Consider the following 25185-nt stretch of genomic DNA (forward strand, 5'->3'; position numbering starts at 1 on the left):
ACGGCATTTCGGTCAAGTCACAATTATCGAAAGACCTGTAAAAAAGCGTAATTTCCTTGAACTTATCGTTCACATTTATAAAAGGATGCTTGAGTGAGTAAAATTCAATCATGATTAAGTTGTTTTTTAATATTTGATTTTTATTATCTTTTTACTTGATTTAACTCATCAAAAGATTTGATTTAATGTTAATTTTTGATCATTTTTTCAGCATTAGAGTTTTTTGACTACACATTCAGCAATCAATCAGAACTTGTCATTTAGGATAGAAGCCTGATTCATTTTTATCGATTAAGTGTCTATTTGGCTAAAAATACCAGTTTTGCCACTTTTCTCGCGATACATTTATAGGCCCACTGTACCGCAATCATAAAAAAACCTTCGCCAAGCGAAGGTTTTAAACGGTGAGTTTAAGTATTTAATTGACAATCAACCATGTCGCAGCCAGTGCCAATAAACCACCCGATGTGCCATCAATCCATTTCTGTTTACGTTCATCAATCTGAGTTTTTTGGCTAATCCGAGCAAAAAGCACACTCAAACTGCAATACACCACAAAGATCAAGCCAATAAAAATAAAAGAAAGAATTAAACCTTGGCTAACGGTGTTCCCAGACTTATCAATAAACTGCGGCAAAATTGCAAAATAGATCAGCATGCCTTTCGGATTTAGCAAGGCTGTAAAAAAACCTTTTTTCACTGGATTGCTTGCTGACTTTTGCTCAATACTCAACTTTTGATTGCTAAACACCGAACGCAATAAATGTGCGGATAAATACAATAAATAAGCGATTCCCAACCAGCGAATGGTTTCAAACAACAGTGGAAAAGACACAATAATCGCCGCAATCCCTAAAGCAACTAAAATTGAATGCACCAAATAACCCGAACACACGCCCACAGTTGCCATCATGCCTGCTTTTGCATCCTTACCCATCACTTGTGACAGGATAAAAAGCATATCTGGTCCTGGTGTGAAAATAAGGGGGATTACCGTTAAGGCAAACAGTGCAAATACAGACATTTCAATGTTCCCTTTCTCTGTCCTGAAAGTGAAATTAGTATGTTTGAAACTGTATAAAATAGGATTTCAAATATTCTATAATAGAGATTATTTTTCGAATTATATTCTAATCAATGAAACTTTCCTCTAAGTCTATTTCAGTAAAACTCGATCGAATCGATAAAAGTATCATTCGTGAGCTACAAAATAATGGTCGTATGCAGAATAATGACCTGGCCCGTGAAATTGGACTATCCCCTTCGTCCTGTTTACGCCGCGTCAAAATTTTAGAAGATGCCGGTGTCATTCAAAATTACACCACCGTAGTCGACCCACAAAAAATTGGTTTTCAACTAATTTTATTTTCACGCATTTGGTTGGTTGGGCAAGATGGGGAAACCATCGACACTTTTATTGAAGCCATGAAAGAACTGCCACAAGTCATGGAGTGCTACATTATTTTGGGTGAATGCGATGCCATGTTAAAAGTTGTAGTGCCAGACTTAGAAAGTTACCGCAAATTCCAGTCTACCCATCTAACCAAAAAGAATGGCATTACCAGTGTAAAGACAGATTTGCCAAGTCAAATTATTAAACAGAGCTTTCAGCTACCTTTAGAAGATCTATGATGTCCCAGCCTTTCAATGCTCAACAGCCGATTATTTTGCAAAGTTCACGCTTAATACTTAGACCATGGCAAAACAGTGATTTAGCACCCTTTGCCGAGATGAATGCCAATGCACAAGTGATGCAATATTTTCCAAAACTTTTAAGTCAACATGAAAGTGATGCACTCGCAGAGAAATTTCAGCATTTAATTGATGTCAATGGCTGGGGATTTTGGGCTTTGGAATTAAAACAGACGGGACAATTTATCGGGTTTACTGGACTATATGCTCAGCCAGACTTATTTGAATTTTCACCCTGTACCGAAATCGGATGGCGCATAGATCCTACTTTTTGGCATCAAGGCTATGCCACAGAAGCAGCAATTGAATGTTTGAAATTTGCTTTTGCAACCTTAAAACTGCAAGACATTAAAGCATTTACCGCAAAGCAAAATAAAGTATCAGAACGGGTCATGCTGCGCTTAGGTATGCGCCATGAGGGCTATTTCAACCATCCAAAACTGGATGCGGATAGCCCGCTACGCTGTCATACGCTTTATGGCATTAAGCAGGCTGATTTTCTAAAAAATCGCGATGGATATGACTCAGATCAATCAACGCATATTGAGATAAATTAAAAATATCCCAAATGGCTAAAATATCTGCTTTTACATCCACTTTTGGACTAGGCTTTTTGGTTAACTGCCACTGTTTATCCGAAATCCAAAGATAGTATTCGCCGGTTTCAGGATTCAAGGCCTGAACTTTACCTTCGGCATTAATGCCCTGAACCTGTGCGCCCTTCGGCAATACTGCTTCTATTTCAGGCAAGCTAATTTCAACAAAATGTTTGATTTGGCGTAAACCATACCCTGCAAAAATGTCTTTTTGCTGACCATTTAATTGGTCATATTTTTCTTGAATATCTGAAATCATAATACAGCCTATATATTTAAAAACAGTACAGCGTGACAGTAAGCAGCCGAGTCAAACGGACGAATTTTACTGCGATTTAATTGTGGACAATTTTTATACCCGAAAATTCAGATTTTTATAATGCGACAATAGTTCAAAACACCGATCAAATTTCCTTCTATTTTTTCACACTTTGATTTAACTTTGATGAAGGGCAAACTTTAATCTGCGCTCTTGCACTCACATCCTGCATCAATATAAGCAAAACCTAAGCTAGATCATCTTTGTAACACATAAAAGAGATTAAAATATTTACTGATTTTTATGCTGCGCACGTGGATGTGCTTGATCATAGACCTGCGCCAAACGGTCAAAATCTACATGAGTATAAATTTGTGTGGTGGTCAAATTACTGTGGCCTAACATTTCCTGCACAGCCCGCAAGTCACCACTATTGGATAACATATGACTGGCGAAACAATGGCGTAACAAGTGCGGATGTAAGTCGACATTTACCCCTGCGCGTTGCGCTTGCAATTTCACTCGATTTTCAATTTGTCGTACCCCCAAAGGATTACCTTTTTGGGTAATAAATACGTATGCGTCAGGCACAAAATCCCCATGCCATATAGGATAAAGCTGCAACCAATGCATCAATGCGTCTTTGGCTTTGGAACCAAACGGTATGATCCGAGTTTTATTGCCTTTACCGGTAATTCGTAAAAGCTGTCGATTAAAATCAATATCACGAATGGTGAGACTCTGCACTTCAGCCAAACGTAACCCACTGGAGTACAACAGTTCTAAAATGGCTTTATCCCGAATCCACAGTTGACGCTGTACCTCAGATTCAGGTTCCGGTTGCTCCATAATTTGCTTGATGGTTTCAATATCCACCAGACCCGGCAAAGGGCGTGACTGACGTTTGAGCTGAAAATCATCTGCAGGGTTAAATTCAAGATATTGCCCCTGCTCGGCCCATTTCATAAACTGGCGAATCGATGACAGCATGCGCTGCAAGCTAGTTGGACTCAACTGAAATCGTTCAACTTTGTACGCAACAAATTCACGTAGGTCCGTTTTTTCCACATCATTGAGCTGAATATTTCGATCTAGACAAAATTGAAAAAAATCATTTACATCACGCTCATAGGCCTGCAAGGTGTGTTTCGATTGATTTTGAATTTCACGTTCCTTGAGCCACATTGCCAGTAACTGACTATTATCGATGGTCATCCCTACTCCTGAACTCAAAGATCGATTCTGTACTTGATAAAATATTTAGCCTGCAATGTTTCAACTGCACCTTATGAGAACAGTCTAGCAAAAAGCCCTTTTTTCTTCCCCTGATTTCGAAGGTAAAAAGCCTGTGTTTCATTCAACAGGTAATCTGCCACGCCGTCATCAGCTCCTTGCTTGAGATAAATTAAATCGATGGCTTGTTTTTCGGGCAAGCTATCCTATGTGACGCGACCAATTTTACTGTGTAATTCCTGAATCTGCTTTCCCGACAGTCCATCGTCCAAATCCAAACCAATTAATCGTAGGTTGCACATCTCTAGCTTGATTCAACATTTGTGCCAAATAGGCAGCTTTCACACTTTGTTCAGTGCCAAATAAAACATTCAACTGCTCAATTATAAATTGAGGATATTCACTTGGCTGACCAATCAACACTTGGGTATCTTCTTCCACTACATAATTTTCAGCAGGTACAGCAAACTCGCCTTGCAGCAGATAGGGAATTCCATCAGGAATAAAATCTTTACTGGCATCTGGGGATTGCGGATTCAATACCAGCCGTGCGCCAAACGTTATTTCAAATAAAGTTTTGGTCGGCAAGCAGATAAAGGATCCATCCTCCGAAATAGCTAAACGCATTTTTTCCAAAGAAGTGAAGAAAGGAATCACGCTGTCATAGCTCTCATCCTCCCAACTTTTTTAATTGAATTGATGCTCCATTGTCCAAAATATGTGCCGTAATTTCATCTTGTTGATCATCCTGATCGGATGATCCGACACAATACACATTGGCTGACATTAATTGCTGTAAAAATTCAGGACGATAGGCAGGTTCATATACCGCCTTCAGAAAAAAGCTTTCCAAAATTTCTTCTTTGATTTTTTATCCATGGTGTTGACCTATCATAATTAAAGTTATTGTTATAAACAGCTAAAAAAGCCCTGAACGAATCAGGGCTTTATCTTAACTTTGGAAGTATCTTAAGTCTAAGCGACCTTCGTAAACGGTTGCGGTTGGTCCTGTCATCCAGACCACGCCACCTTCGTTCCATTCAATTTGCAACTTACCGCCAGCCAATTCAATTTCCACAGAATTTGCCAGTAAACCACGGCGCATCCCTGATACAGCAGCCGCACAAGCTCCCGTACCACACGCCATGGTTTCACCTACGCCACGTTCAAATACACGTAAACGGGCATGTTTTTCATCAATGATTTGCATAAAGCCTGCATTGACACGTTGTGGGAAACGCTCATGTGATTCAACTTGTGGACCAATTTTCGCCACATCGGCGGAAATTACATCTGGCACGATGGTCACCGCATGTGGATTGCCCATGTTCACCACATCAATGGTTAACTGTTCATTCTCCGCCAATGCAATGTCATACAAAATTTCAGCTTCTTCGGCAATAAATGGAATTTCATGCGGCAAGAATTTTGGATAACCCATGTTCACGCGCACCCAACCATTCGCCCCCAGTTCAGGCTCAACAATGCCAGATTTGGTTTGTACTTTGATTTTGGTTTTGCTGGTCAATTGACGCTCATGCACAAAACGTGCAAAACAGCGCACGCCATTGCCACACTGTTCAACCTCAGAACCATCGGCATTGAAAATACGATATTTAAAATCAACGTTCGGTAAATCAGGCGGTTCAACAATTAATAATTGATCAAAACCAATGCCAAAGTGACGGTCTGCCAGACGTTGAATGGTCACGGTATCTAAATAAGCGCGTTGGCTAATCAGATCCACCACCATAAAATCATTGCCCAGACCATGCATTTTAGTAAATTCTAATAACATCTCGAATTACTCCTCAAGGCAATAAATGTTCCCGTTCCCACAATGACTCGATGGTTTCACGTTCACGAATCAAATGAGCTTGGTCTACATCAACCATGACTTCTGCAGCGCGACCGCGACTGTTGTAGTTTGAGCTCATGACAAAACCGTACGCACCCGCACCCAACACAGCCAGTACATCATTTTCCCGAATTGCTAACTGACGTTCTTTACCTAAGAAATCACCCGTTTCACAAATCGCACCCACTACATCCCATTCTTTCGTTTCAGTGTCGGTACGCGGAGTTACTTCCTGAATATCCATCCATGCTTCGTACAGTGCAGGACGGATCAAATCATTCATCGCTGCATCAATAATTGCGAAGTTACGATGATTAGTCGGTTTCAATAAATCCACTTTGGTCAGCAGAACACCCGCATTGGCAGAAATACTACGGCCCGGTTCCATATACACTTTAAGGCCCAGTTTTTCTAAAGCTGGACGCAGTGCATTGGCATATTCTTCAACTGTTGGTGGTACTTCATCTTTATAAGTCACACCTAAACCGCCACCGATATCGATATGTTTCAGTTCAATACCTAAAGTTTTGAGTTTCTCGATCATCACAATGACACGGTCTAGCGCATCGACAAAAGGCTGCGTTTCAGTCAACTGTGAACCAATGTGGCAATCAATTCCGACAATATCAAGGTTCGGTAAAGACGCCGCATATTGATAAGTTTCAAAGACTGAATCCGAAGGAATACCAAATTTATTTTCTTTTAAACCAGTCGAAATATATGGATGGGTTTTGGCATCAACATCTGGATTGACACGTAAAGAAATCGGGGCTTTTTGACCTAAAGCTGCAGCAACTTTTTGAATACGGTCGAGTTCAGCATGTGATTCCACATTAAAACAAGCAATACCAACTTCCAAGGCTTTTTGAATATCTGCTTCGGTTTTACCTAAACCTGAAAATACGATTTTCGATGCGTCACCACCAGCCTTGAGCACACGTGCCAATTCACCGCCCGTCACAATATCAAAACCAGCACCCTGCTTGGCGAGGACGTTTAACACCGCAATATTAGAGTTTGACTTTACCGCAAAACAAATCTGATGGTCGATAAAACTAAATGCACGATCCATATCTGAATAATGCTTTTCAAAAGTTGCTTTTGAATAAACATAAAGCGGTGTGCCATATTGCGCAGCAAGCTGTTGTAAAGAACATTGCTCTGCATGCAATACCCCATTAATACGGGTGAAACTCATAAAGGTATCCTTTCTATAAAAGCATTAAGGTGTAGGGTTTGAATTGGATGATTCAGGTTCAGCCGGAGCAGTCGTGGTTTCCTTCGTCTGCTTGTGCTGTGCCGGCGCATCTGGGTAAATCAGATATTTCGCACGTTTATCTGCATTGGCATCTGCAGGTAAATGTAATGCTCCAGATTGACCACAAGCAGTCAACAATACGGCACTCAAAAGCACAACAATTTTATAATTCATAAGACGATACATAAACGTACCTAATGAAAAGATTTTTCCGAGTATAACGTGATCAACACATGGATAAAAGAAAAGCCCTGTAATTCATCGCATGCGCTATTCAACCCTTGCCTCAATTTTAGACAAAATGTCCAAGTGATCTTGAGATAGGTCTATTTTGCTTTATTTTAGTGCTTGTTCCACATTGATTTTTCTGACATCTCTTATCAATTCAGAAGATATAAAATACTCTGGAAATTTCTAATTTAGCTCACCCTACCATCTAAAAACTCGAATGATTTAAAGTTTGGTCGTTGCACTGAACGATGAGATTGGATTCAGATCAGATAAAAAAAGCTGCTCATATTAGAGCAGCTTTTTACATTTTAGAAATGAGCATTATTTATGCTTTTTCTTATAAAAACCGAAATAACCAATCAACAAAATAACAAACCAAATTGGGCTGACCATCAATGCTTTCATGGTATCCGCTTCTAAAGACAAAACGTAAATCATGCCAATAAAGAAAATGATCACAATCCAGCAGGTCACTAAACCACCCGGTAATTTAAAGGTCGATTGAGCATGTAATTCTGGACGAGTTTTATAGTAAACGATATAGCTCCAGATAATCATCAGCCAAACACAGATAAATAAAATCGTCGATAGCGTGGTCGCCAAGGTAAAGGCTTCAACAGTATTCGGCACGAAATACTGCAGTGCTGCACCCAACAATAAACACACAGCAGAGAAATACAATGCATTGGCAGGCACTGCACGAGAGTTCAAATGACCAAATGCTTTAGGCCCTTGCTCTTCACGAGACAGACCAAATAACATACGCGAAGTTGAGAATACACCACTGTTCATCGATGACATCACAGAAGATAACACCACTAAATTCATAATAATTGCCGCTGCAGCAATACCTGCTTGGCTAAACAAGTTTACGAATGGTGAAATGCTTGGATCAATTTGATTCCATGGCGTCACTGACATCACAATGATCAATGCCAACACATAGAAAACAATAATACGGATTGGAATTGAATTGACTGCTTTCGGTAAGTTACGCTCTGGATCTTTGGTTTCAGCAGCCGTTGTCCCCACCAACTCCACACCGACAAAGGCGAAAATGGCGATTTGGAAACCTGCTAAGAAACCGGTCACTCCTGTTGGGAATAATCCCCCATGTGACCAAAGATGAGTAAATGACGCAATCTCACCCGCAGATGACGTAAAGCCAGTAAAAATCATCCATAAGCCAACACCAATTAACACCACAATCGCAATAATCTTAATCAGGGCAAACCAAAACTCAAGCTCACCAAATAATTTCACGGTCACAAGGTTTAGCCCAATAATAAAGACAATGGCGGCCATACTGATCATGACCCCTTCTTCAGGCGAGAACGGGTTACCTCCATTAAAGAATTGCAGGTAATAAATGATGGCAGAAAGGTCGGCAATACCAATGGTGATCCAGCACAGCCAATAGGTCCATCCAACAAAATAACCCGCCCACGGGCCAATTAAATCCGTCGCAAAGTCAATAAAAGATTTATATTCAAGATTGGATAACAGCAACTCGCCCAATGCACGCATGACAAGAAAAACCATAAAACCAATGATCATATAAATCACAAGAATGGACGGGCCAGCTAAACTGATGGTCTTTCCTGACCCCATAAATAAACCTGTACCAATTGCACCACCAATCGCAATCAATTGTAGGTGTCGGTTGGACAAACTTCGTTTTAAATCGCCGCTATTCGCTTGCGATCCATGCATTTCATTTGACATTATTCAATTCGACTTCTCTTTCCAATGGCGACAAATTAACTTAAAAAATCTATAAAATACAAAACTATTTTCGATAATCTATATTTTCTGATTAAGTGACAAAGTTAATTTATTTTTCTTATATATAAAAAAACTCAGATAAGCTCATATTTCTAAACGACTAATAAAACAACAAATTACTTGTAAAAACTTAAATTTTATGTAAAAAATATTTTTCAAACGAGAAAAAATATGCCTCGAAAATCATGGAAGTTTCAAACAATGGCATATCAATTGCTTGATTTATAGCAAATCAAGCATTCACTTACTCAGGGCCAATAAGAAGAAAGATATTATGCAAAATTTACAAACACTCATGGAAACACTCAGCGGTTGGGTTTGGGGACCATATATGTTGGTCCTTATTGTCGGGACTGGGGTATTCCTGACCTTCAGATTACTGTTTTGGCAATTTCGCATGCTGCCATTGGCCTTTAAGCAGGTTTTTGGAAAACACGAACATGACAACCATGAAGGAGACATTTCACATTTTGCCTCACTCATGACCGCCCTTTCAGCCACTATTGGTACAGGTAATATTGCTGGTGTAGCCACTGCTTGCGTACTCGGTGGTCCCGGTGCAGTCTTCTGGATGTGGATGACAGCATTCTTTGGGATGGCAACCAAATATGGTGAAGGTGTTCTTGCGGTTAAATACCGAATCAAAAATGAAAAGGGTGAAATGAACGGCGGTCCGATGTACTACATCGAACGTGGCTTGAAATGGAAATGGCTTGCAGTCATTTTTGCATTATTCGGCACACTGGCTTCTTTTGGGATTGGCAGCTCGGTTCAATCCAATACTGTCGCTTTGGCCGTAGAAAATAGTCTGGGCATCGAAACATGGCTTACTGGTATCGTCATTACAATATTTTCTGCATTGGTCATTTTAGGTGGGATTAAATCTATTTCCAAAGCATCATCACTTATTGTCCCGATTATGGCTATCGTCTACATTTTAGGTGGCTTAATCATCATCTTAACCAACCTCGAACTGGTTCTTCCGGCTTTAAAATTAATCATCACTTATGCCTTTACCGGTGAAGCTGCCGTTGGCGGTGCAGTTGGTGCAGCGATTCGCTATGGTGTAGCTCGTGGTGTCTTCTCCAACGAAGCCGGTATGGGTTCTGCGCCAATTGCAGCCGCTGCTGCAAAAACTGACCACCCTGCACGTCAAGGCCTCGTGTCCATGACTGGTACTTTTTTCGATACCATCGTTGTGTGTTCAATCACCGGGATTGTTTTGGTCATGGGCTATATCATGGCAGGAAATAGTTTTGGTGACCAAACTGGTGCTGTCCTGACCATTAGCGCATTTGACAAGCTTTTACCCGGTATCGGAGGCTGGATCGTGACCTTTGGGATCATCTTCTTTGCCTATTCAACCATTTTAGGTTGGTGCTACTACGGTGAAAAATGCTGTTCCTATTTATTGGGTGAGAAATTCGTACTGTTGTACCGCCTTATTTATATTGCCAGTGTATTTGTCGGTTGTGTCGCAACCTTAGACCTCGTTTGGCTCTTCGCCGATACCTTTAACGGTCTAATGGCGGTGCCTAACTTAATCGCCCTGTTGTTATTATCGGGTGTGATTGCCAAAGAATCGAAAGACTTTATTACTAAACGTAAATCTGGCGAACTGTACTAATTAAGTTAAACCCAATAAAAAGCCACGTTGATCGTGGCTTTTTATTAATTCAAAATTTTGAACCGCGATTATTGAATATTCTCGACTAAGTTAACATCCAACTCATTCCTAAAATGATCTTAAGATTTTTTATTGTTGATGGGTTCCAAATCTATTTCATTTTCAGCTTCTGGGTTTTCCACAAAGCCTTCTCCAAACTGATCGCCAAATTCGTCTTCATCTAGATATTCAATTCCAATCTCTTCGTCGCTTTCACGTTCGGCGTCTATTTCCAATGCAAGCTCCAAAGCCAATGAGAAAAACAGTACGCCATCAATTTTCATATTGCCCTGTTCATCTTCCAGAAATTCACTCAAGGTTCTAAACGCTGGATTTTGAGCATCAAATGGCACATCGACATAAATATCGCCACTATAACTGTTCAGTACAGCTTCGCCTTCAAGCCCCATACAAGGAAAATATTCGATATTGTGTAAATCTAACCAATCGAGCACTTCATTGCGTGCGGTATTTTTTTCAGGATGTTCATGATCATATTTTTCAAAATGTACAAATAGCACATCACGATTTTTCTCACGCGCAATCGCATCAATATGTTGCAATAGTAATGGCATCATTTGTTCCATCTAAAAAATAACTGAGGCCCTATTATAGGACCTGAAAAGTACTTTGTTGCATGTTCACTGGTTTTAATTCGCAGTTCTACCGCCATCCTGTTTATTTTTAATCGAAGACTTGGTTTTTTAACAACTTCACCGCTATGCTGTGTCTCAATTTAGGTATGTGCAATATGGATTATGGCTAAAGCAAAAAGTGTCTACCGCTGTGAACAATGTGGTGCGGATCATCCCAAATGGGCTGGTCAATGTACAGAATGTGGTGAATGGAATTCATTGGTCGAAGTGAATATTGCACCTGTGGTGACGCATCGTGCACAACCTAAAATGGGTGGCGGCTATGCGGGTCAAGCTGCTGCGATCACAACATTAAATCAAGTTTCGGTATCCCATGAAACCCGTATGGCAACCGGGATTGGTGAATTTGACCGTGTACTGGGCGGCGGTTTAGTTACTGGTTCAGTCGTACTGATTGGTGGTGACCCGGGAATCGGCAAATCGACCATTTTGCTGCAAACCGCAACACATATGGCCACGGATAGAAGTGCTGCACTGTATATTACGGGTGAAGAATCTTTGTCTCAAGTCGCTTTACGTGCGCAACGCCTAGATCTGCCAACTGACCAGCTTAAAGTTATGGCAGAAACTTGTGTCGAGCGTATTTGTGAAGTTTTAGCCCAAGAACGTCCTGCTGTTGCCATTATTGACTCCATTCAAACCATTTATACGGAAACCTTGCAGTCTGCACCGGGCGGCGTATCACAAATCCGTGAATCGGCAGCGCTACTCACTCGCTTTGCTAAAAATAGCGGAACGTCATTATTTATTGTCGGCCATGTAACCAAAGAAGGTGCATTGGCCGGTCCACGCGTACTTGAGCACATGGTGGACTGTGTCTTGTACTTTGAAGGTCAATCAGACTCACGTTTCCGAATGATTCGTGCAGTAAAAAACCGTTTTGGTGCGGTCAATGAACTCGGTGTTTTTGGCATGACCGATAAAGGACTGCGTGAAGTATCTAACCCTTCCGCGATTTTCCTCAGCCGTTATGATGAAGCCATTCCCGGCTCAATTGTCATGATCAGCCGTGAAGGCACGCGTCCGCTGCTGGTTGAGGTTCAAGCCTTGGTGGATGACTCACAAGGCCAACCGCGCCGTGTTGCTCTGGGCTTGGAGCAAAACCGCTTAAATATGCTACTCGCGGTCATGCACCGTCATGGCGGCGTGCAAACTTCGGGACAAGATGTGTATGTCAATGTAGTTGGTGGTTTAAAGATTACTGAAACCGGCTCAGATTTGGCCGTTCTACTGGCCTGTGCATCAAGTCTACGCGGCAAAGCACTGCCACAACAGCTGGCGGTGTTTGGTGAAGTCGGCCTCTCTGGGGAGATTCGTCCCGTACCAAATGGTCAGGAACGCTTAAAAGAAGCCATCAAACATGGCTTTAAACATATTATTTTACCGCGCGGCAATGCACCGCAAAGTCCAATAAAAGGCGTCAATGTCATTGCAGTCGCGCGTCTACATGAAGCGCTGACTGAGGCCATGAATCTGAGCGATGAACTGGCTTAATCGTTAATTCAGCATTTAAATTGAATTTTTAATAAAAAATACGATTTTTATATTGAAATTCAGATGGAATGCCTGCATAAATACGGGGCATTATTTTATTTTTAAATAGGAAAATTTAATGGAAGTTCGACAGCGTGGTTTGATTGCGGGTGTTTTGACCGCTGCTTTATTGGTTGCGCCTTTAGCGGCTGAAGCAAAACGCGCAGGTGGCGGTAAAAGCCACGGTATGAGCCGTCAAGCTGCTCCAACTCAGTCTTACCAACAGCCTCGTCAAGCTGCTCCAGTTCAACAACCAGCAACTGCAGGCGCGCCAGCTAAATCTGGCTCAAATGTCGGTGGTATGGTTGCTGCCGGTGTTGCCGGTGCTGCTATTGGTGCAGTAGCTGCAAATGCTATGGCAGATGATAACAACACCCAAGCTGCTTCTGAAGCACAAGCTCAGCAACAGGAAGAAAAAGGTGGTATTCCAAGCTGGATCTGGATTTTACTTGCTGCAGCCGCTGCCTTCTTTATTTTCCGTAAGATGGGCGCAAAAAAAAAACTAGCAACTAACAACCCGTATGCGCCAAATAACGGTGCAAACAATGCGCCGTTTGGTCAGCAAAATGCTGCGCCGCGTTCTGCATCTGGCGACAATACCAATATTTTTGGCGGTGCTGTAGGTGGTAATACTGCTGCATCGAATGCTCCATTTGGTGCTGCGGCAACAGGTGCGGCTTATACCAACAGCGGTAGCCAATTACCAGATGGTACTGAACCTGCAACATTCTTACGTGTTGCACGTCAGCGTTTTAACCACATTCAATCTATGAATACAGCAAGTAACATTTCTGAAATTCAGCGTTACTTAACACCTGATCTTTATCAGTCGATGTATAACGACATCATGGAAAATAAAGACGAAGATGTTGCTGAATTCTCGAACTTGAATGCAATGGTGGTTGATTCTGCAAATGAAAATGGTCAATACATTGTAAGCGTACGCTTTACAGGTACGGTAAGTGAAGACCTAAACAGCCTTCCACAACCTTTTGCTGAAATTTGGCATTTTGTAAAACCTGCGGGTTCTCAACAAGATTGGTTGGTTGCAGGTATCCAACAAGAGCAATAATGATTACTGAAATCAAATAGCGACTTCGGTCGCTATTTTTTTTGCCAGAATAAGATGTTTCGACCTAACGACTTATACGCCATGAACAGAAAAGTGAATCTTCGGATTGGCTTTTTCATAACAACCAATTAGGCTATGCCTATTCTGCCCTTTTGGATTTCTCATGTCTGATCTTCCTATTTCTCCTGCTTTATATAACCGCGCAATGGCTGGCAATACAGATGCCCAATTTGAACTGGCTGAAATTTATATGCAAAGTGAAAATGATGAGCATATCGAGCTTGCTGAAGAATGGGCACTGAAGGCAGCGCAACTTGGGCATGTTGAAGCAATGTATTGGCTCGGTGAAGGCTATGCCGTATATGCCAAAGACATGCTGGAAGAAGATCCTGAAGAATCGAAAGCTTATTTTGAACATGCGCATCGTTGGTTAGAACAAGCTGCAAAACATGATCATCCTGCCGCAATCTTAGAATTGGCGAATTTTTACCGCCGTGGTGATGTGGTAGAAAAAGATGTGGCGAAATCCATTGAACTGGTAGAGCAATCTGCCAAACTCGGTGAAGTTCAAGCTATGCGTGACCTTGCATTTATTTATGCCAATGGTCTCGGTATTGATGCAGATGAAGACAAAGCGGATTATTGGAATACACAGGCCAATGCGGCTGAACAATGATTTTTTGGTTATTTGATGAATCTAAGCCCATCGATTGATGGGTTTTTATTGCTTAAATTTTCATTTTTATCTTCTGACTTTTTCATCAAACTTTGACTAGAATATCATCGACCATTTTTCAGGGATATATTCAAAAATAAGTCCTATTCCAATAATGATAAGCGTGATAATCCCGAGAAATAAAATAAAACAAACGCCTTTGATTAGGATTCTCAATAATATATTTAGCTGTTGAGTATGTTGTTCAACAAACGTAGAGAATTTAAATAGGCTCCAAATACCTATCAACATTAAAGGAATAAAAAATATATCTTGCGGTCCAAAATCCCCTCTTCCCGCAAAAGAGGTTTGACTTACGGTTAACATCATCACAATTAAATATAGGCTTTTAAAATTTATCACGTGCTAATTCATTCTTATCATTAATACAATGTTCAGCTGCGTAATAGCCAATTTTCGATTGGAACTCACTGCTTTTCCAAGTACAATACCCCGCTAGTCGAGGGATGCTGCGACTTTCTTACAGGCTGATTTTAAAAATAACAGTCATGTAAGATCGCTAGGCTCGACGATTCGGTTAGACATTCGATCTGATCAACAACGGCATCCGCGAACATAATGATCAATTGTTTTTATTAAGGAGATCGTGATGAACGCGGTTAATGCTTCATTTACAGATTATAAAGTTGCCGATATTTCCCTCGCTGACTACGGCCGTAAAGAAATCAAACTTGCAGAAGCAGAAATGCCAGCCCTAATGGGTCTTCGTAAACGCTATGCAGCAGCTAAACCGCTTGCTGGCGCAAAAATCCTTGGCTGTATCCACATGACCATTCAAACTGCAGTTTTAATTGAAACTTTGGTTGAATTAGGCGCAGAAGTTCGTTGGACTTCATGCAACATCTTCTCGACTCAAGACCACGCTGCTGCTGCCATTGCTGCTGCGGGAGTTCCTGTATTTGCTTGGAAAGGCGAAACTGAAGAAGAATACGTTTGGTGCTTAGAACAGCAAATTAACGTAAACGGCACACCTTGGGATGCCAACATGATTCTGGACGATGGCGGTGACTTAACTGCACTTGTTCACGAAAAATATCCAGAAGTGATTGCAAAAATCCACGGTATTACTGAAGAAACTACTACAGGTGTTCAACGTCTTTACGAAATGCACCGCGATGGTACTTTAAAAGTTCCTGCGATTAACGTAAACGACTCAGTTACGAAGTCTAAAAACGACAACAAATACGGCTGCCGCCACTCCCTCAATGACGCAATCAAACGTGGTACAGATATGCTTTTATCTGGTCGCCGTGCGCTTGTTATCGGTTATGGTGACGTAGGTAAAGGTTCTGCTCAATCACTTCGTCAAGAAGGCATGATTGTACGTGTAACTGAAGTTGACCCAATCTGTGCGATGCAAGCATGCATGGATGGCTTTGAGGTTGTTGCGCCATACAAAAACGGCGTTCAAACTGGCAAGAAAGAAGACATTAACTTAGAACTTCTTCAAAACACTGACCTGATCGTAACTACAACGGGTAACTACCACGTATGTGACGCAGCAATGCTGGATTCATTAAAAGCAGGCGCTGTTGTTTGTAACATCGGTCACTTTGACACTGAAATCGACACCAACTACTTACGCGGTTACAAATGGGTTGAAGTTAAACCTCAAGTACACCAAGTATATCGTTCAGAAAATGAAAACGATTACCTAATCCTTCTTTCTGAAGGCCGTTTAGTAAACCTTGGTAATGCAACAGGTCACCCATCACGTATTATGGATGGTTCTTTTGCTAACCAAGTTTTGGGTCAAATGCATTTATTCGCTGAAAAATTTGCTGATCTTCCTGAAGATCAAAAACAAGCAGCGATTCGCGTAGAACTTATTCCTAAGAAATTAGATGAAGAAGTTGCTGCTGCAATGGTTGCAGGTTTCGGTGGTGTATTAACGACTTTAACTCAAGAACAAGCAGATTACCTTGGTGTTCAAGTTGAAGGCCCGTTCAAAGCTGAGGCTTATAAATACTAAGTTTTATGTTTCCCCTCATCCTAACCTTCTCCTACTGGGAGAAGGGACTTTTCATTATTAAGTAAATTTATAATGAAAGTTCCCTCTCCTCTCAGGAAAGGGTTAGGGAGAGGTCTAAATAAAAAGTATTTATAAAAAAGGATTTGAACATGTCAAAACAGATTCCTATTTCCTTTGAGTTCTTCCCGACCAAAACTGACGCCGGTGCGGAAAAACTTAAAGTTGTACATCAAGAGCTTCAGTTACTGAATCCTGAATTTTTCTCTGTGACCTATGGTGCTGGCGGTTCTACCCGTGAACGCACATTGTCAACTTTGAACGATTTCAACGGCAAAGGCACGCCTGTTGCGCCTCACCTGTCTTGTATTGGTGACAGCAAAGCACGTATTGCCGAATTGCTAGATTTGTATCAATCACAAGGCATTAACCGTATTGTGGCGCTACGCGGTGATTTACCTTCAGGCCAAGTTGGCTTAGGTGAGCTACCTTATGCAACTGACTTGGTTCGTTTTATCCGTGAGCATTCAGGCGATCACTTCAAAATTGAAGTCGCTGCCTATCCAGAAATGCACCCGCAAGCAGAAAACTTTGATTTAGATATTAAACGTTTCTGTGATAAAGCCAATGCAGGTGCCAATGCTGCTTTGACACAATTCTTCTTTAATCCAGATGCGTATTTCTACTTTGTAGAACGCATTCAAAAAGAAGGTGTCAATATTCCTGTCGCTCCAGGCATCATGCCGATTACCAATGCCAGCAATTTAATTCGCTTTGCGGATGGTACAGGCGCTGAGATTCCACGCTGGATCCGCAAGCAATTGGCTGCTTATGGTGATGATACAGCTTCAATCAAAGCCTTTGGTCATGAAGTGATTGTAAATCTGTGCGAACGCCTGATTGCTGGCGGTGCACCGAGCCTGCACTTCTACACCATGAACACTACTGATCCGACACGCCAACTTGTACAAGACCTCGGTCTCGCATAAGACATTTACACCGACTTGAGAGTAAAACCTTAAATGCCACGTTTTTATATTGAAGCTGATTTAACTGTTGAAACAACCGTTGAATTAACGGAAACCGTGTTCCATCACTGGGTAAAAGTTTTACGTGCTCAAGTCAGTGAAACCGCCACTTTGTTTAATGGGCAAGGTGGCGAATATGAGGTTGAACTGACCGAAGTTACTAAGAAATCGGCTTCTGTTTATATCCATACCTTTAATCCCACAAATCGTACGCCTAAATTTACCGCCTTGCTGGGACAAGTCATGAGTAAAGGCGACCGCATGGATTATGCAATTCAAAAAGCGGTTGAACTCGGCGTTTCTGAAATTCAGCTCCTCACTTCAGAACGTTGTGAAATGCGCCTTAAATATGACCGTGACCAAAAAAAACTTGATCATTGGCAAGGCATCGCGATCGCAGCTTGTGAACAATGCGGCATGAATATTGTACCTAAAATCCTTGCACCACTTTCACTGGAAAAATGGCTAGAGACTGAGCTCCCATCGACCAAACTGGTATTGGCACCCAATAAAGACGAAGTCGATGTACTACAGCATGCCAGTCACAACATTTGTTTATTGATTGGTCCTGAAGGTGGCTTAAGTGAAGCTGAAATTAACACTGCCAATAATAAAGGCTTTGTGAACTGGTGTATTGGTGAACGCATACTGCGTACCGAAACAGCCCCAGTCGTTGCATTGTCAATTTTAAATTATCAGTTTATTTAAAGCTTAAAGCACTTTAATGTCATATTTCATCTGAAATTGATCGTTTTTAGATATTCTTTGCATTGCTTTTTTTTTGTAACATTATTAATCTATCTTAACAAAAAAAGAATGAAGTGTTACCCAAATAAACAATTATTCTTAGAAACCAGATAAACACAATGATGTGTTTCATTGACTTAAATTAAGGTATTTATATTCATGAAGTATGAACATGATGAATATATTGAGCAGTATAACCATACTGCTCAGATTGTGAACACGCTTCGCTATAGCCGCTATTTTTTAGTCAGCATCCTCATTATTTGTTTATATATCTTTACGATTTATCAAATTTTCTATAAAACGGCATCATTATATTTCAATATTTGGTTCATCTTTACTGAAGTTTTTGTCAGCCTCTGTTGGCTCATCAGCACGGTTTATTTTAAGCCTGAACAATATTCCCTACAGATTGCGCATCGTTGGTTACAGTTTCAATGCCTTTCAGTCGGCACACTGATTGCGAGCGGTATTTTTTTAATTTTCTATTATTTGCCCTCAACCAATGAAAGCTTTGCTCTGATTCAAGCGTTAATCCTCTCTGCTTTATTATTAATTGTTTCACAAACCTTTGGCCTCACGTATTTAACGCAAAAATTGAATTATTTTTGTTTGGCTTTTTTACCTTCAATTGTGCCCTATTTTATTGCACAATTTTTCTTTTTAGATGGCAGTAATCATCTATTCAGCTTGTCCATTAACTTTGGATTGATTGTAATTTTGATGTGTGCCATGACCTCCTATCGTATTCATCGTCGGCTTTCTACGTTATACGCCAAAAATAATTTATTGGTCGATAGTGCCAAACAACAAGTCAAATGGACCGATGAGCTTTGCCAACAATTGCAAAATGAAGTTAATAAATCACGTGATATTGAATTACAACTGCAACTCGGCAACCAACTACTCGAACAAAAAGTAAAAGAACGGACTTTTGACATCGAAAAGATGAACAAAGATCTGGAAGACCAGCAAGAAAATCTGATTTTAGCACATGAAATTGCCGGTTTACGTCCTTGGGATTGGAATATTAAAGAACGTAAAATTTTAGTTACCAACAATAAGCAAGAAAAAACAGTACGCCATTCAAAAGATCATCAACAACAACTTCAATACGTAATTCATCCGGATGATATTGCTCATTTTAAATCTGCAATTACTCAGCATTTACGTGGTTTTAGTGACCGCTACGAAGCGACTTATCGCATTCAAAATAGTATGAGTCAATGGAGTTGGGTTCATGATATTGGTCGTATTATTCAACGTGACCCGACAACCCAAAAACCCTTACGTATGGTCGGTATACGTCGCGATATTCAGCAAGAACGAACCTCACAAGAACGTCTAAAACTGGCTGCAAGTGTGTTACAACAGGCAGCTGAAGGCATTTTCATTCTCAATGAAGAACTGTGCTATATCGACGTTAATCCATTTTATGAGCAATTAACCGGTTTTAGCCAAGAACAAATTATTGGTAAGCACCTCTTTGATATCACTGCAAATTACAAATCGATTCAACGCAGCACACATTATTCAATTATTAAACAAGTACTGAAAATGGGTGAATATGACGGTGAATTGCATGAAAAATTCCTGTCCGGTAAAGAATTAACCCTGTGGATGCATATTAATGCAATTACCGATGATCAAAACCGTGTTACCCATTATATTGGTATTGTCTCTGACCTCACGGAACGTAAACTGCAAGAACAGCGTTTATCCTATTTAGAAAATTACGATACTTTGACCGATTTACCGAATCGTTTTTACTATAACTATCAATTACATCAGTATCTTATTTCACAGCAAGATTCGATCAAACAACTTGCCGTCATTCGTTTAAATATCGACAGATTCCGCCCCTTAAATGAATACTTAAGCAACAATGGTGGTGATGAATTATTACGTCAAGTCGCTCAACGTTTGCGCTTAACCAATGCTGAAGCCTTATTTGTTGCACATTTAAATGGTGATGACTTTGCGATTGTGTATGAAATTTCACATATTCGCCCTTCAGCTCATGAACATTGTGAGCGTATTAACAAAGCCTTCAATTTACCTTTCAATATCTTTGGACAAGATCACGTTATCACCCTTTCTATGGGGGTTGCTTTCTACCCAGAACATGGCCGCCAACTCGACTATTTAAATAACTGTGCCGAGCAAGCTTTGAGTGAAGCTAAAAATCTCGGGGGGAACACCACTTGTTATTATTCCAACAAAAATAGCGCACTATTGGAACAAGGTATTTTCCTTGAACGCGACTTGCGTAAAGCCATTAAAAACAATGAATTGGTGGTGCATTATCAACCCAAAATCCATCTTCGCAACAAAAATATTTATGGATTTGAAGCACTGGTGCGCTGGAATCATCCTGAAAAAGGTTTAATTCCGCCAGGCCTCTTTATCCCACTGGCCGAACAGACCAGTTTGATCTCCGATATTGGCCGTTTCGTCCTGCAAAAAACAGCAAAACAAATCCGTTTATGGAATAACTTAGGTTATAACGATATCTGTGTCTCAGTGAATATTGTCGCGCAGCAATTACGCCGTGGCCAATTACTCAACGATCTTGATGAAGTGATTGATGAAAATCAAATTGAGGGTTCGAGCCTTGAACTTGAAATTACGGAATCCTCTTTGGTTGAAAACCTCGATTCGGTACGTGAATTACTGCATGAAATCAAAAAACGTCATATCAAGATTTCTCTCGATGATTTTGGTACGGGTTATTCGTCCCTGTCTTATCTTGCTGACTTCCCAATTGATATTTTAAAAATTGATCGTAGTTTTGTCTCGAAAATTGGTGAAAACAAACAACAAGCGATCATCCGCGCCATGATTGCGATGGGCAAAGCTCTGAACATGGCAGTTGTTGCCGAAGGCATCGAAACAAAACAACAAATGCAATATTTACAAGATTTAGAATGTGATATTGCACAAGGATACTTATTTTCCAAACCTTTAGCACGAGAAGAAGCAACGATCTTCCTCGAAAAGAATAGCTCAGCACTAGCTTATACATATTAAATCTAAGGCAATGGGCTTGAGCTATAAGTTTGTTTGAAAAAGACACCACTTCGACTGTCCCAATAGTGCAACTAATGATATATTCAAACGGATAAAGCAAGTCAATCTTGCTTTATATTGAATAAACAAAACACAATCGAGATACAGATGGACGATCAATCTTTAAAACAGCAAGCTTTGTACTACCACGAATTTCCAACACCGGGGAAAATTAGCGTTACACCAAGCAAACAATTGGTCAACCAACACGATTTAGCCCTAGCATACTCGCCTGGTGTTGCTGCGCCTTGTTTAGAAATTGAACGCGACCCATCTACCGCAGCACTTTACACAGCGCGCGGTAATCTTGTTGCAGTAGTCAGTAACGGTACCGCCGTACTTGGCTTAGGTAACATCGGTCCATTAGCCTCTAAACCTGTTATGGAAGGTAAAGGCGTACTTTTCAAAAAATTCGCTGGTGTCGATGTCTTTGACATCGAAATCGCTGAAAACGATCCAGACAAAATCGTAGATATCGTTGCAGCGTTAGAACCAACTTTTGGTGGTATCAACCTTGAAGACATCAAGGCCCCAGAATGTTTCTACATCGAGCAAAAACTTCGTGAACGCATGAACATTCCTGTGTTCCATGACGACCAACACGGTACTTCAATCATCGTTGGTTCTGCATTGTTAAATGCCTTACAACTCAACGGCAAAAAAATTGAAGAAATCAAAATTATTGCTTCAGGTGCTGGTGCTGCTGCACTTTCATGTTTAAATCTACTTTGTGCTTTAGGTGCAAAGAAAGAAAACATTATTGTTGCGGACTCACGCGGCCTACTGACCACTAAACGTGAAGGTTTGGACGAATCTAAAAAAGCATATGTACAAGACATTGAAGGCACTCAACTTGCCGATGTCATGGAAGGTGCTGACATGTTCTTGGGCCTTTCTGCTGCTGGCATTTTGACCAAAGAAATGGTTAAAGTGATGGCCAAAGATCCAATCATCTTTGCCCTTGCCAATCCAGATCCAGAAATTGTGCCTGAACACGCACACGAAGCGCGCTCAGATGTAATTATGGCAACAGGTCGCTCAGATTATCCAAACCAAGTAAACAACGCGCTTTGCTTCCCTTATATTTTCCGTGGTGCACTCGATGTTGGTGCTACGACAATTAATGAAGAGATGAAGATCGCTTGTGTGCATGCTATTGCACGTATGGCACACGTTGAAGCAGATGCTGCATCTTATGGTGAAAAATCTGCCTCATTTGGTCGTGATTACTTAATCCCTCGCCCACTTGATCAACGCTTAATTCTTGAAATTGCACCTGCCATTGCACAAGCAGCTATGGATTCAGGTGTTGCTACACGCCCAATCCAAGATTTCTCTGCATATCGTCAACGTTTGTCTGAGTTTGTATATAACTCTGCATTTATGATGAAACCGATTTTTGCACAAGCGAAAACGGATCCTAAACGTATTGCATACGCTGAAGGCGAAGATCTACGTGTACTTCGTGCAGTGCAAATTGCTGTAGATGAAGGTTTAGCAAAACCTATTTTGGTTGGTCGCCCTGCTGTTATTGAAGCAAACATCAAGAAACTAGGTTTACGTCTTGAAGATGGTGTGAACATCACTATCGTTGACCAAGAGAAAAACCCAGACTATGACAAGTTTGCTGATGACTACTATAAAATCATGCAACGCAAAGGGGTTACACCTGAATATGCGCAGCGTGAAGCTCGTCGTCGTTCGACTTTAATTGCTTCTATGTTGGTCCGTCATGGCATTGCTGATGGTATGCTTTGTGGTACGTACTCAAGCTACGATATCCATTTAGACTTCGTAAGTAATGTAATTGGTTTAAAAGAAGGTCGTAATAACTTCTTTACGCTAAATGCACTGATGCTTGAAGATCGTAACTTGTTTATTGCTGATACCTACATCAACCGTAATCCAACCGCTGAACAATTAGCTGAAATGACTATTTTGGCTGCAGAAGAAGTGCGTCGTTTTGGTATTACTCCACGTGTCGCGTTACTTTCTCACTCAAGTTTTGGTTCTGATCAAACAGACCCAAGTGCGCAAAAAATGCGTAAGGTGTTCGACATTTTGTCAGAAATTGCACCGGAGCTTGAAGTTGAAGGTGAAATGCATGGTGATGCAGCCCTGGATGAAAATATTCGTCAATTTGCATTCCCGAATTCACGTTTCAAAGGTTCTGCAAACTTATTAATTATGCCGAACCTTGATGCAGCGAACATTTCATTTAACTTGTTGAAATCAACATCAGGTAGCAATGTAACGATTGGTCCAATTCTACTTGGTGCTGCTAAACCTGTTCATATTTTAACTCCGACAACAACAACACGTCGTTTGGTGAATATGACAGCATTAACCGTTGCAGAGATCCAAGAAAACGAAAAATTAGCCCTCTAATTTAAGTTTAATGGATCACACTTTGTGACTTGAGAAAACCTCTGTTCTGTAGCATGATGGCGATAAGAATAGAGGTTTTTTCATGCAAGTTTATTTAGTAGGCGGTGCAGTTCGAGATCACTTGCTCGGGCACCCCTATCACGAAAAAGATTATGTCGTTGTCGGTGCAACGCCGGAACAATTACTTGCTCAAGGTTATCAACCTGTGGGTAAAGATTTCCCTGTTTTCCTTCACCCCGAAACCAAAGACGAATATGCTCTCGCCCGTACAGAACGCAAGTCTGGACACGGCTATCACGGCTTTGAATTTCATACCGATATTAGCGTCACACTCGAACAAGATTTAATTCGTCGTGATTTAACCATCAATGCGATTGCCATGGATAATGATGGCAAACTCTATGATCCTTATGGTGGTCAACGCGACCTCGAACAACGTGTATTGCGCCATGTGTCTCAAGCCTTTGTAGAAGATCCACTACGTGTACTGCGTATTGCGCGTTTTGCTGCACGCTATAAAACGCTGGGCTTTAAAATCGCCGATGAAACGCTGCAACTGATGCAAAAACTTGCAGAATCTGGCGAGCTTGAAGCCTTGACGCCTGAACGTGTATGGAAAGAAACCTCACGTGCCTTGATGGAAGATCATGCCGATGAATATTTTGAAGTATTACGTGAATGTGGTGCTTTAAAAGTTTTATTTCCAGAAATCGATGCACTCTACGGCATTCCACAGCGCCCTGAATACCATCCAGAAATTGACTGTGGTATTCATACCATGATGTCGCTGCAACAAGCCTGTCGTGCCAATTATTCACTTGATGTGCGTTTTGCGGTATTGGTCCATGACTTGGGTAAGGCTTTAACGCCAACAGACGAATTGCCTCGCCATATTATGCATGAAGAACGTGGGATAAAACCTGTAACTGAAGTGTGTGATCGTATGCGCGTACCGACCAACACCAAGCAGTTGGCTATTTCCGTATGTAAAGAGCATTTAAAATGTCATCAGGCCCTGTCACTTAAACCGGGCACGCTCTGGCGTTTGCTGCAACGTATGGATGTACTTCGCCGTCCTGAACGTGTAGAAGCCTTTGTACAAGCCTGTGAATGTGACTCACGTGGTCGTTTAGGTTTGGAGGATCGCCCATATCCTCAAGCTCAATATGTTCTAGATGCTATGCAAGTGGTTCGTAATATTAAAGCAGCAGATCTTCCATCTGATGTATCAGGGCCAGATATTGGTGAAATGCTGATTGAACGTCGGATTCAAGCAATTGCAGAGCTCAAAACTAATCAATATAGTGCGGATATATAATAAAAAAGCACCTTAAGGTCACTGCTGTCCCATAGTCTAATTTAAATAAAAAAACCTGAGCCCAAATCGTTAAAATATAAGTGCTAACCAA

General features: G+C 41.0%; 23 protein-coding genes. 12 read left to right on the forward strand and 11 right to left on the reverse strand.

Annotation, left to right across the window (positions count from 1 at the left end):
* Window positions 1–418 precede the first annotated feature (418 nt).
* Window positions 419–1024 (reverse strand): LysE family translocator, encoded by a 606-nt coding sequence (locus tag ACN6OV_RS00005; protein ID WP_427948572.1) that lies wholly within the window; start codon window positions 1022–1024, stop codon window positions 419–421.
* Window positions 1025–1137: 113 nt separating this feature from the next.
* Here ACN6OV_RS00005 and ACN6OV_RS00010 point away from each other — a divergent pair, with 113 nt between their 5' ends.
* The gene (locus ACN6OV_RS00010) at window positions 1138–1632 is read left to right on the forward strand and encodes an Lrp/AsnC family transcriptional regulator (protein ID WP_427948574.1); all 495 of its coding nucleotides are present in this window, start codon (window positions 1138–1140) and stop codon (window positions 1630–1632) included.
* The gene (locus tag ACN6OV_RS00015; protein WP_427948576.1) at window positions 1629–2249 is read left to right on the forward strand and encodes a GNAT family N-acetyltransferase; all 621 of its coding nucleotides are present in this window, start codon (window positions 1629–1631) and stop codon (window positions 2247–2249) included. The genes ACN6OV_RS00010 and ACN6OV_RS00015 overlap by 4 nt, the downstream gene beginning before the upstream one ends.
* On the opposite strand, the gene ACN6OV_RS00020 is transcribed toward ACN6OV_RS00015, so the two are convergent.
* The 9 genes from ACN6OV_RS00020 to ACN6OV_RS00060 all read right to left on the reverse strand — a co-directional run bounded on the left by ACN6OV_RS00020 (window position 2176) and on the right by ACN6OV_RS00060 (window position 8852).
* On the reverse strand, window positions 2176–2547 hold the full coding sequence (locus tag ACN6OV_RS00020; RefSeq protein ID WP_427948577.1) for a hypothetical protein: 372 nt from the start codon (window positions 2545–2547) through the stop codon (window positions 2176–2178). The two genes, ACN6OV_RS00015 and ACN6OV_RS00020, sit on opposite strands and share 74 nt — an antisense overlap.
* A gap of 291 nt (window positions 2548–2838) precedes the next feature.
* The gene (xerA, locus tag ACN6OV_RS00025) at window positions 2839–3762 is read right to left on the reverse strand and encodes a site-specific tyrosine recombinase/integron integrase (protein ID WP_427948579.1); all 924 of its coding nucleotides are present in this window, start codon (window positions 3760–3762) and stop codon (window positions 2839–2841) included.
* 71 nt (window positions 3763–3833) lie between these two features.
* On the reverse strand, window positions 3834–3980 hold the full coding sequence (locus ACN6OV_RS00030; RefSeq protein WP_427948581.1) for a hypothetical protein: 147 nt from the start codon (window positions 3978–3980) through the stop codon (window positions 3834–3836).
* A 25-nt stretch (window positions 3981–4005) separates the two neighbouring features.
* The gene (locus ACN6OV_RS00035; RefSeq protein ID WP_427948583.1) at window positions 4006–4407 is read right to left on the reverse strand and encodes an enhanced serine sensitivity protein SseB C-terminal domain-containing protein; all 402 of its coding nucleotides are present in this window, start codon (window positions 4405–4407) and stop codon (window positions 4006–4008) included.
* 43 nt (window positions 4408–4450) lie between these two features.
* The gene (locus tag ACN6OV_RS00040; protein WP_427948585.1) at window positions 4451–4633 is read right to left on the reverse strand and encodes a hypothetical protein; all 183 of its coding nucleotides are present in this window, start codon (window positions 4631–4633) and stop codon (window positions 4451–4453) included.
* Between the two features lie 99 nt (window positions 4634–4732).
* Complete coding sequence (gene dapF / locus ACN6OV_RS00045; RefSeq protein WP_427948587.1) at window positions 4733–5578, reverse strand: diaminopimelate epimerase; 846 nt, start codon at window positions 5576–5578, stop codon at window positions 4733–4735.
* 13 nt (window positions 5579–5591) lie between these two features.
* Entirely contained in the window at window positions 5592–6836 is a 1245-nt protein-coding gene (gene lysA, locus ACN6OV_RS00050) for a diaminopimelate decarboxylase (protein ID WP_427948589.1), read from the reverse strand.
* Between the two features lie 24 nt (window positions 6837–6860).
* Window positions 6861–7070 carry an LPS translocon maturation chaperone LptM gene (gene lptM / locus ACN6OV_RS00055; protein ID WP_427948590.1) on the reverse strand — a complete coding sequence of 70 codons (210 nt, stop codon included), beginning with the start codon at window positions 7068–7070 and terminating at the stop codon, window positions 6861–6863.
* A 378-nt stretch (window positions 7071–7448) separates the two neighbouring features.
* Window positions 7449–8852, reverse strand: coding sequence for an amino acid permease (locus ACN6OV_RS00060; protein WP_427948592.1), 1404 nt, complete (start codon window positions 8850–8852; stop codon window positions 7449–7451).
* A 334-nt stretch (window positions 8853–9186) separates the two neighbouring features.
* On the opposite strand from ACN6OV_RS00060, the gene ACN6OV_RS00065 reads away from it, so the two are divergent.
* Window positions 9187–10539, forward strand: a complete 1353-nt coding sequence (locus tag ACN6OV_RS00065) for an alanine/glycine:cation symporter family protein (protein WP_427948594.1) — start codon at window positions 9187–9189, stop codon at window positions 10537–10539.
* A gap of 119 nt (window positions 10540–10658) precedes the next feature.
* Here the strand turns inward: ACN6OV_RS00065 and ACN6OV_RS00070 are convergent, their stop codons facing one another.
* Entirely contained in the window at window positions 10659–11156 is a 498-nt protein-coding gene (locus ACN6OV_RS00070) for a hypothetical protein (RefSeq protein ID WP_427948596.1), read from the reverse strand.
* 180 nt (window positions 11157–11336) lie between these two features.
* On the opposite strand from ACN6OV_RS00070, the gene radA reads away from it, so the two are divergent.
* The 9 genes from radA to ACN6OV_RS00115 all read left to right on the forward strand — a co-directional run bounded on the left by radA (window position 11337) and on the right by ACN6OV_RS00115 (window position 25094).
* Window positions 11337–12728 (forward strand): DNA repair protein RadA, encoded by a 1392-nt coding sequence (radA, locus tag ACN6OV_RS00075; protein WP_427948597.1) that lies wholly within the window; start codon window positions 11337–11339, stop codon window positions 12726–12728.
* A gap of 118 nt (window positions 12729–12846) precedes the next feature.
* Window positions 12847–13839, forward strand: coding sequence for a Tim44 domain-containing protein (locus ACN6OV_RS00080; RefSeq protein WP_427948598.1), 993 nt, complete (start codon window positions 12847–12849; stop codon window positions 13837–13839).
* Between the two features lie 163 nt (window positions 13840–14002).
* Window positions 14003–14515, forward strand: a complete 513-nt coding sequence (locus ACN6OV_RS00085) for a tetratricopeptide repeat protein (protein ID WP_427948599.1) — start codon at window positions 14003–14005, stop codon at window positions 14513–14515.
* Between the two features lie 649 nt (window positions 14516–15164).
* Window positions 15165–16547, forward strand: a complete 1383-nt coding sequence (gene ahcY, locus ACN6OV_RS00090; protein WP_427948601.1) for an adenosylhomocysteinase — start codon at window positions 15165–15167, stop codon at window positions 16545–16547.
* Between the two features lie 149 nt (window positions 16548–16696).
* Entirely contained in the window at window positions 16697–17533 is an 837-nt protein-coding gene (gene metF / locus ACN6OV_RS00095; protein ID WP_427948602.1) for a methylenetetrahydrofolate reductase [NAD(P)H], read from the forward strand.
* Window positions 17534–17566: 33 nt separating this feature from the next.
* Window positions 17567–18280: a 16S rRNA (uracil(1498)-N(3))-methyltransferase gene (locus ACN6OV_RS00100; RefSeq protein WP_427948604.1), complete on the forward strand. Its 714-nt coding sequence runs from the start codon at window positions 17567–17569 to the stop codon at window positions 18278–18280.
* Between the two features lie 198 nt (window positions 18281–18478).
* Window positions 18479–21349: a putative bifunctional diguanylate cyclase/phosphodiesterase gene (locus ACN6OV_RS00105; RefSeq protein ID WP_427948605.1), complete on the forward strand. Its 2871-nt coding sequence runs from the start codon at window positions 18479–18481 to the stop codon at window positions 21347–21349.
* A gap of 147 nt (window positions 21350–21496) precedes the next feature.
* Entirely contained in the window at window positions 21497–23776 is a 2280-nt protein-coding gene (locus ACN6OV_RS00110) for an NADP-dependent malic enzyme (RefSeq protein WP_180058874.1), read from the forward strand.
* An 82-nt stretch (window positions 23777–23858) separates the two neighbouring features.
* The gene (locus ACN6OV_RS00115) at window positions 23859–25094 is read left to right on the forward strand and encodes a multifunctional CCA addition/repair protein (protein ID WP_427948607.1); all 1236 of its coding nucleotides are present in this window, start codon (window positions 23859–23861) and stop codon (window positions 25092–25094) included.
* Window positions 25095–25185: the final 91 nt, after the last annotated feature.

This window comes from Acinetobacter sp. (assembly GCF_050285345.1).
GTDB lineage: Bacteria > Pseudomonadota > Gammaproteobacteria > Pseudomonadales > Moraxellaceae > Acinetobacter.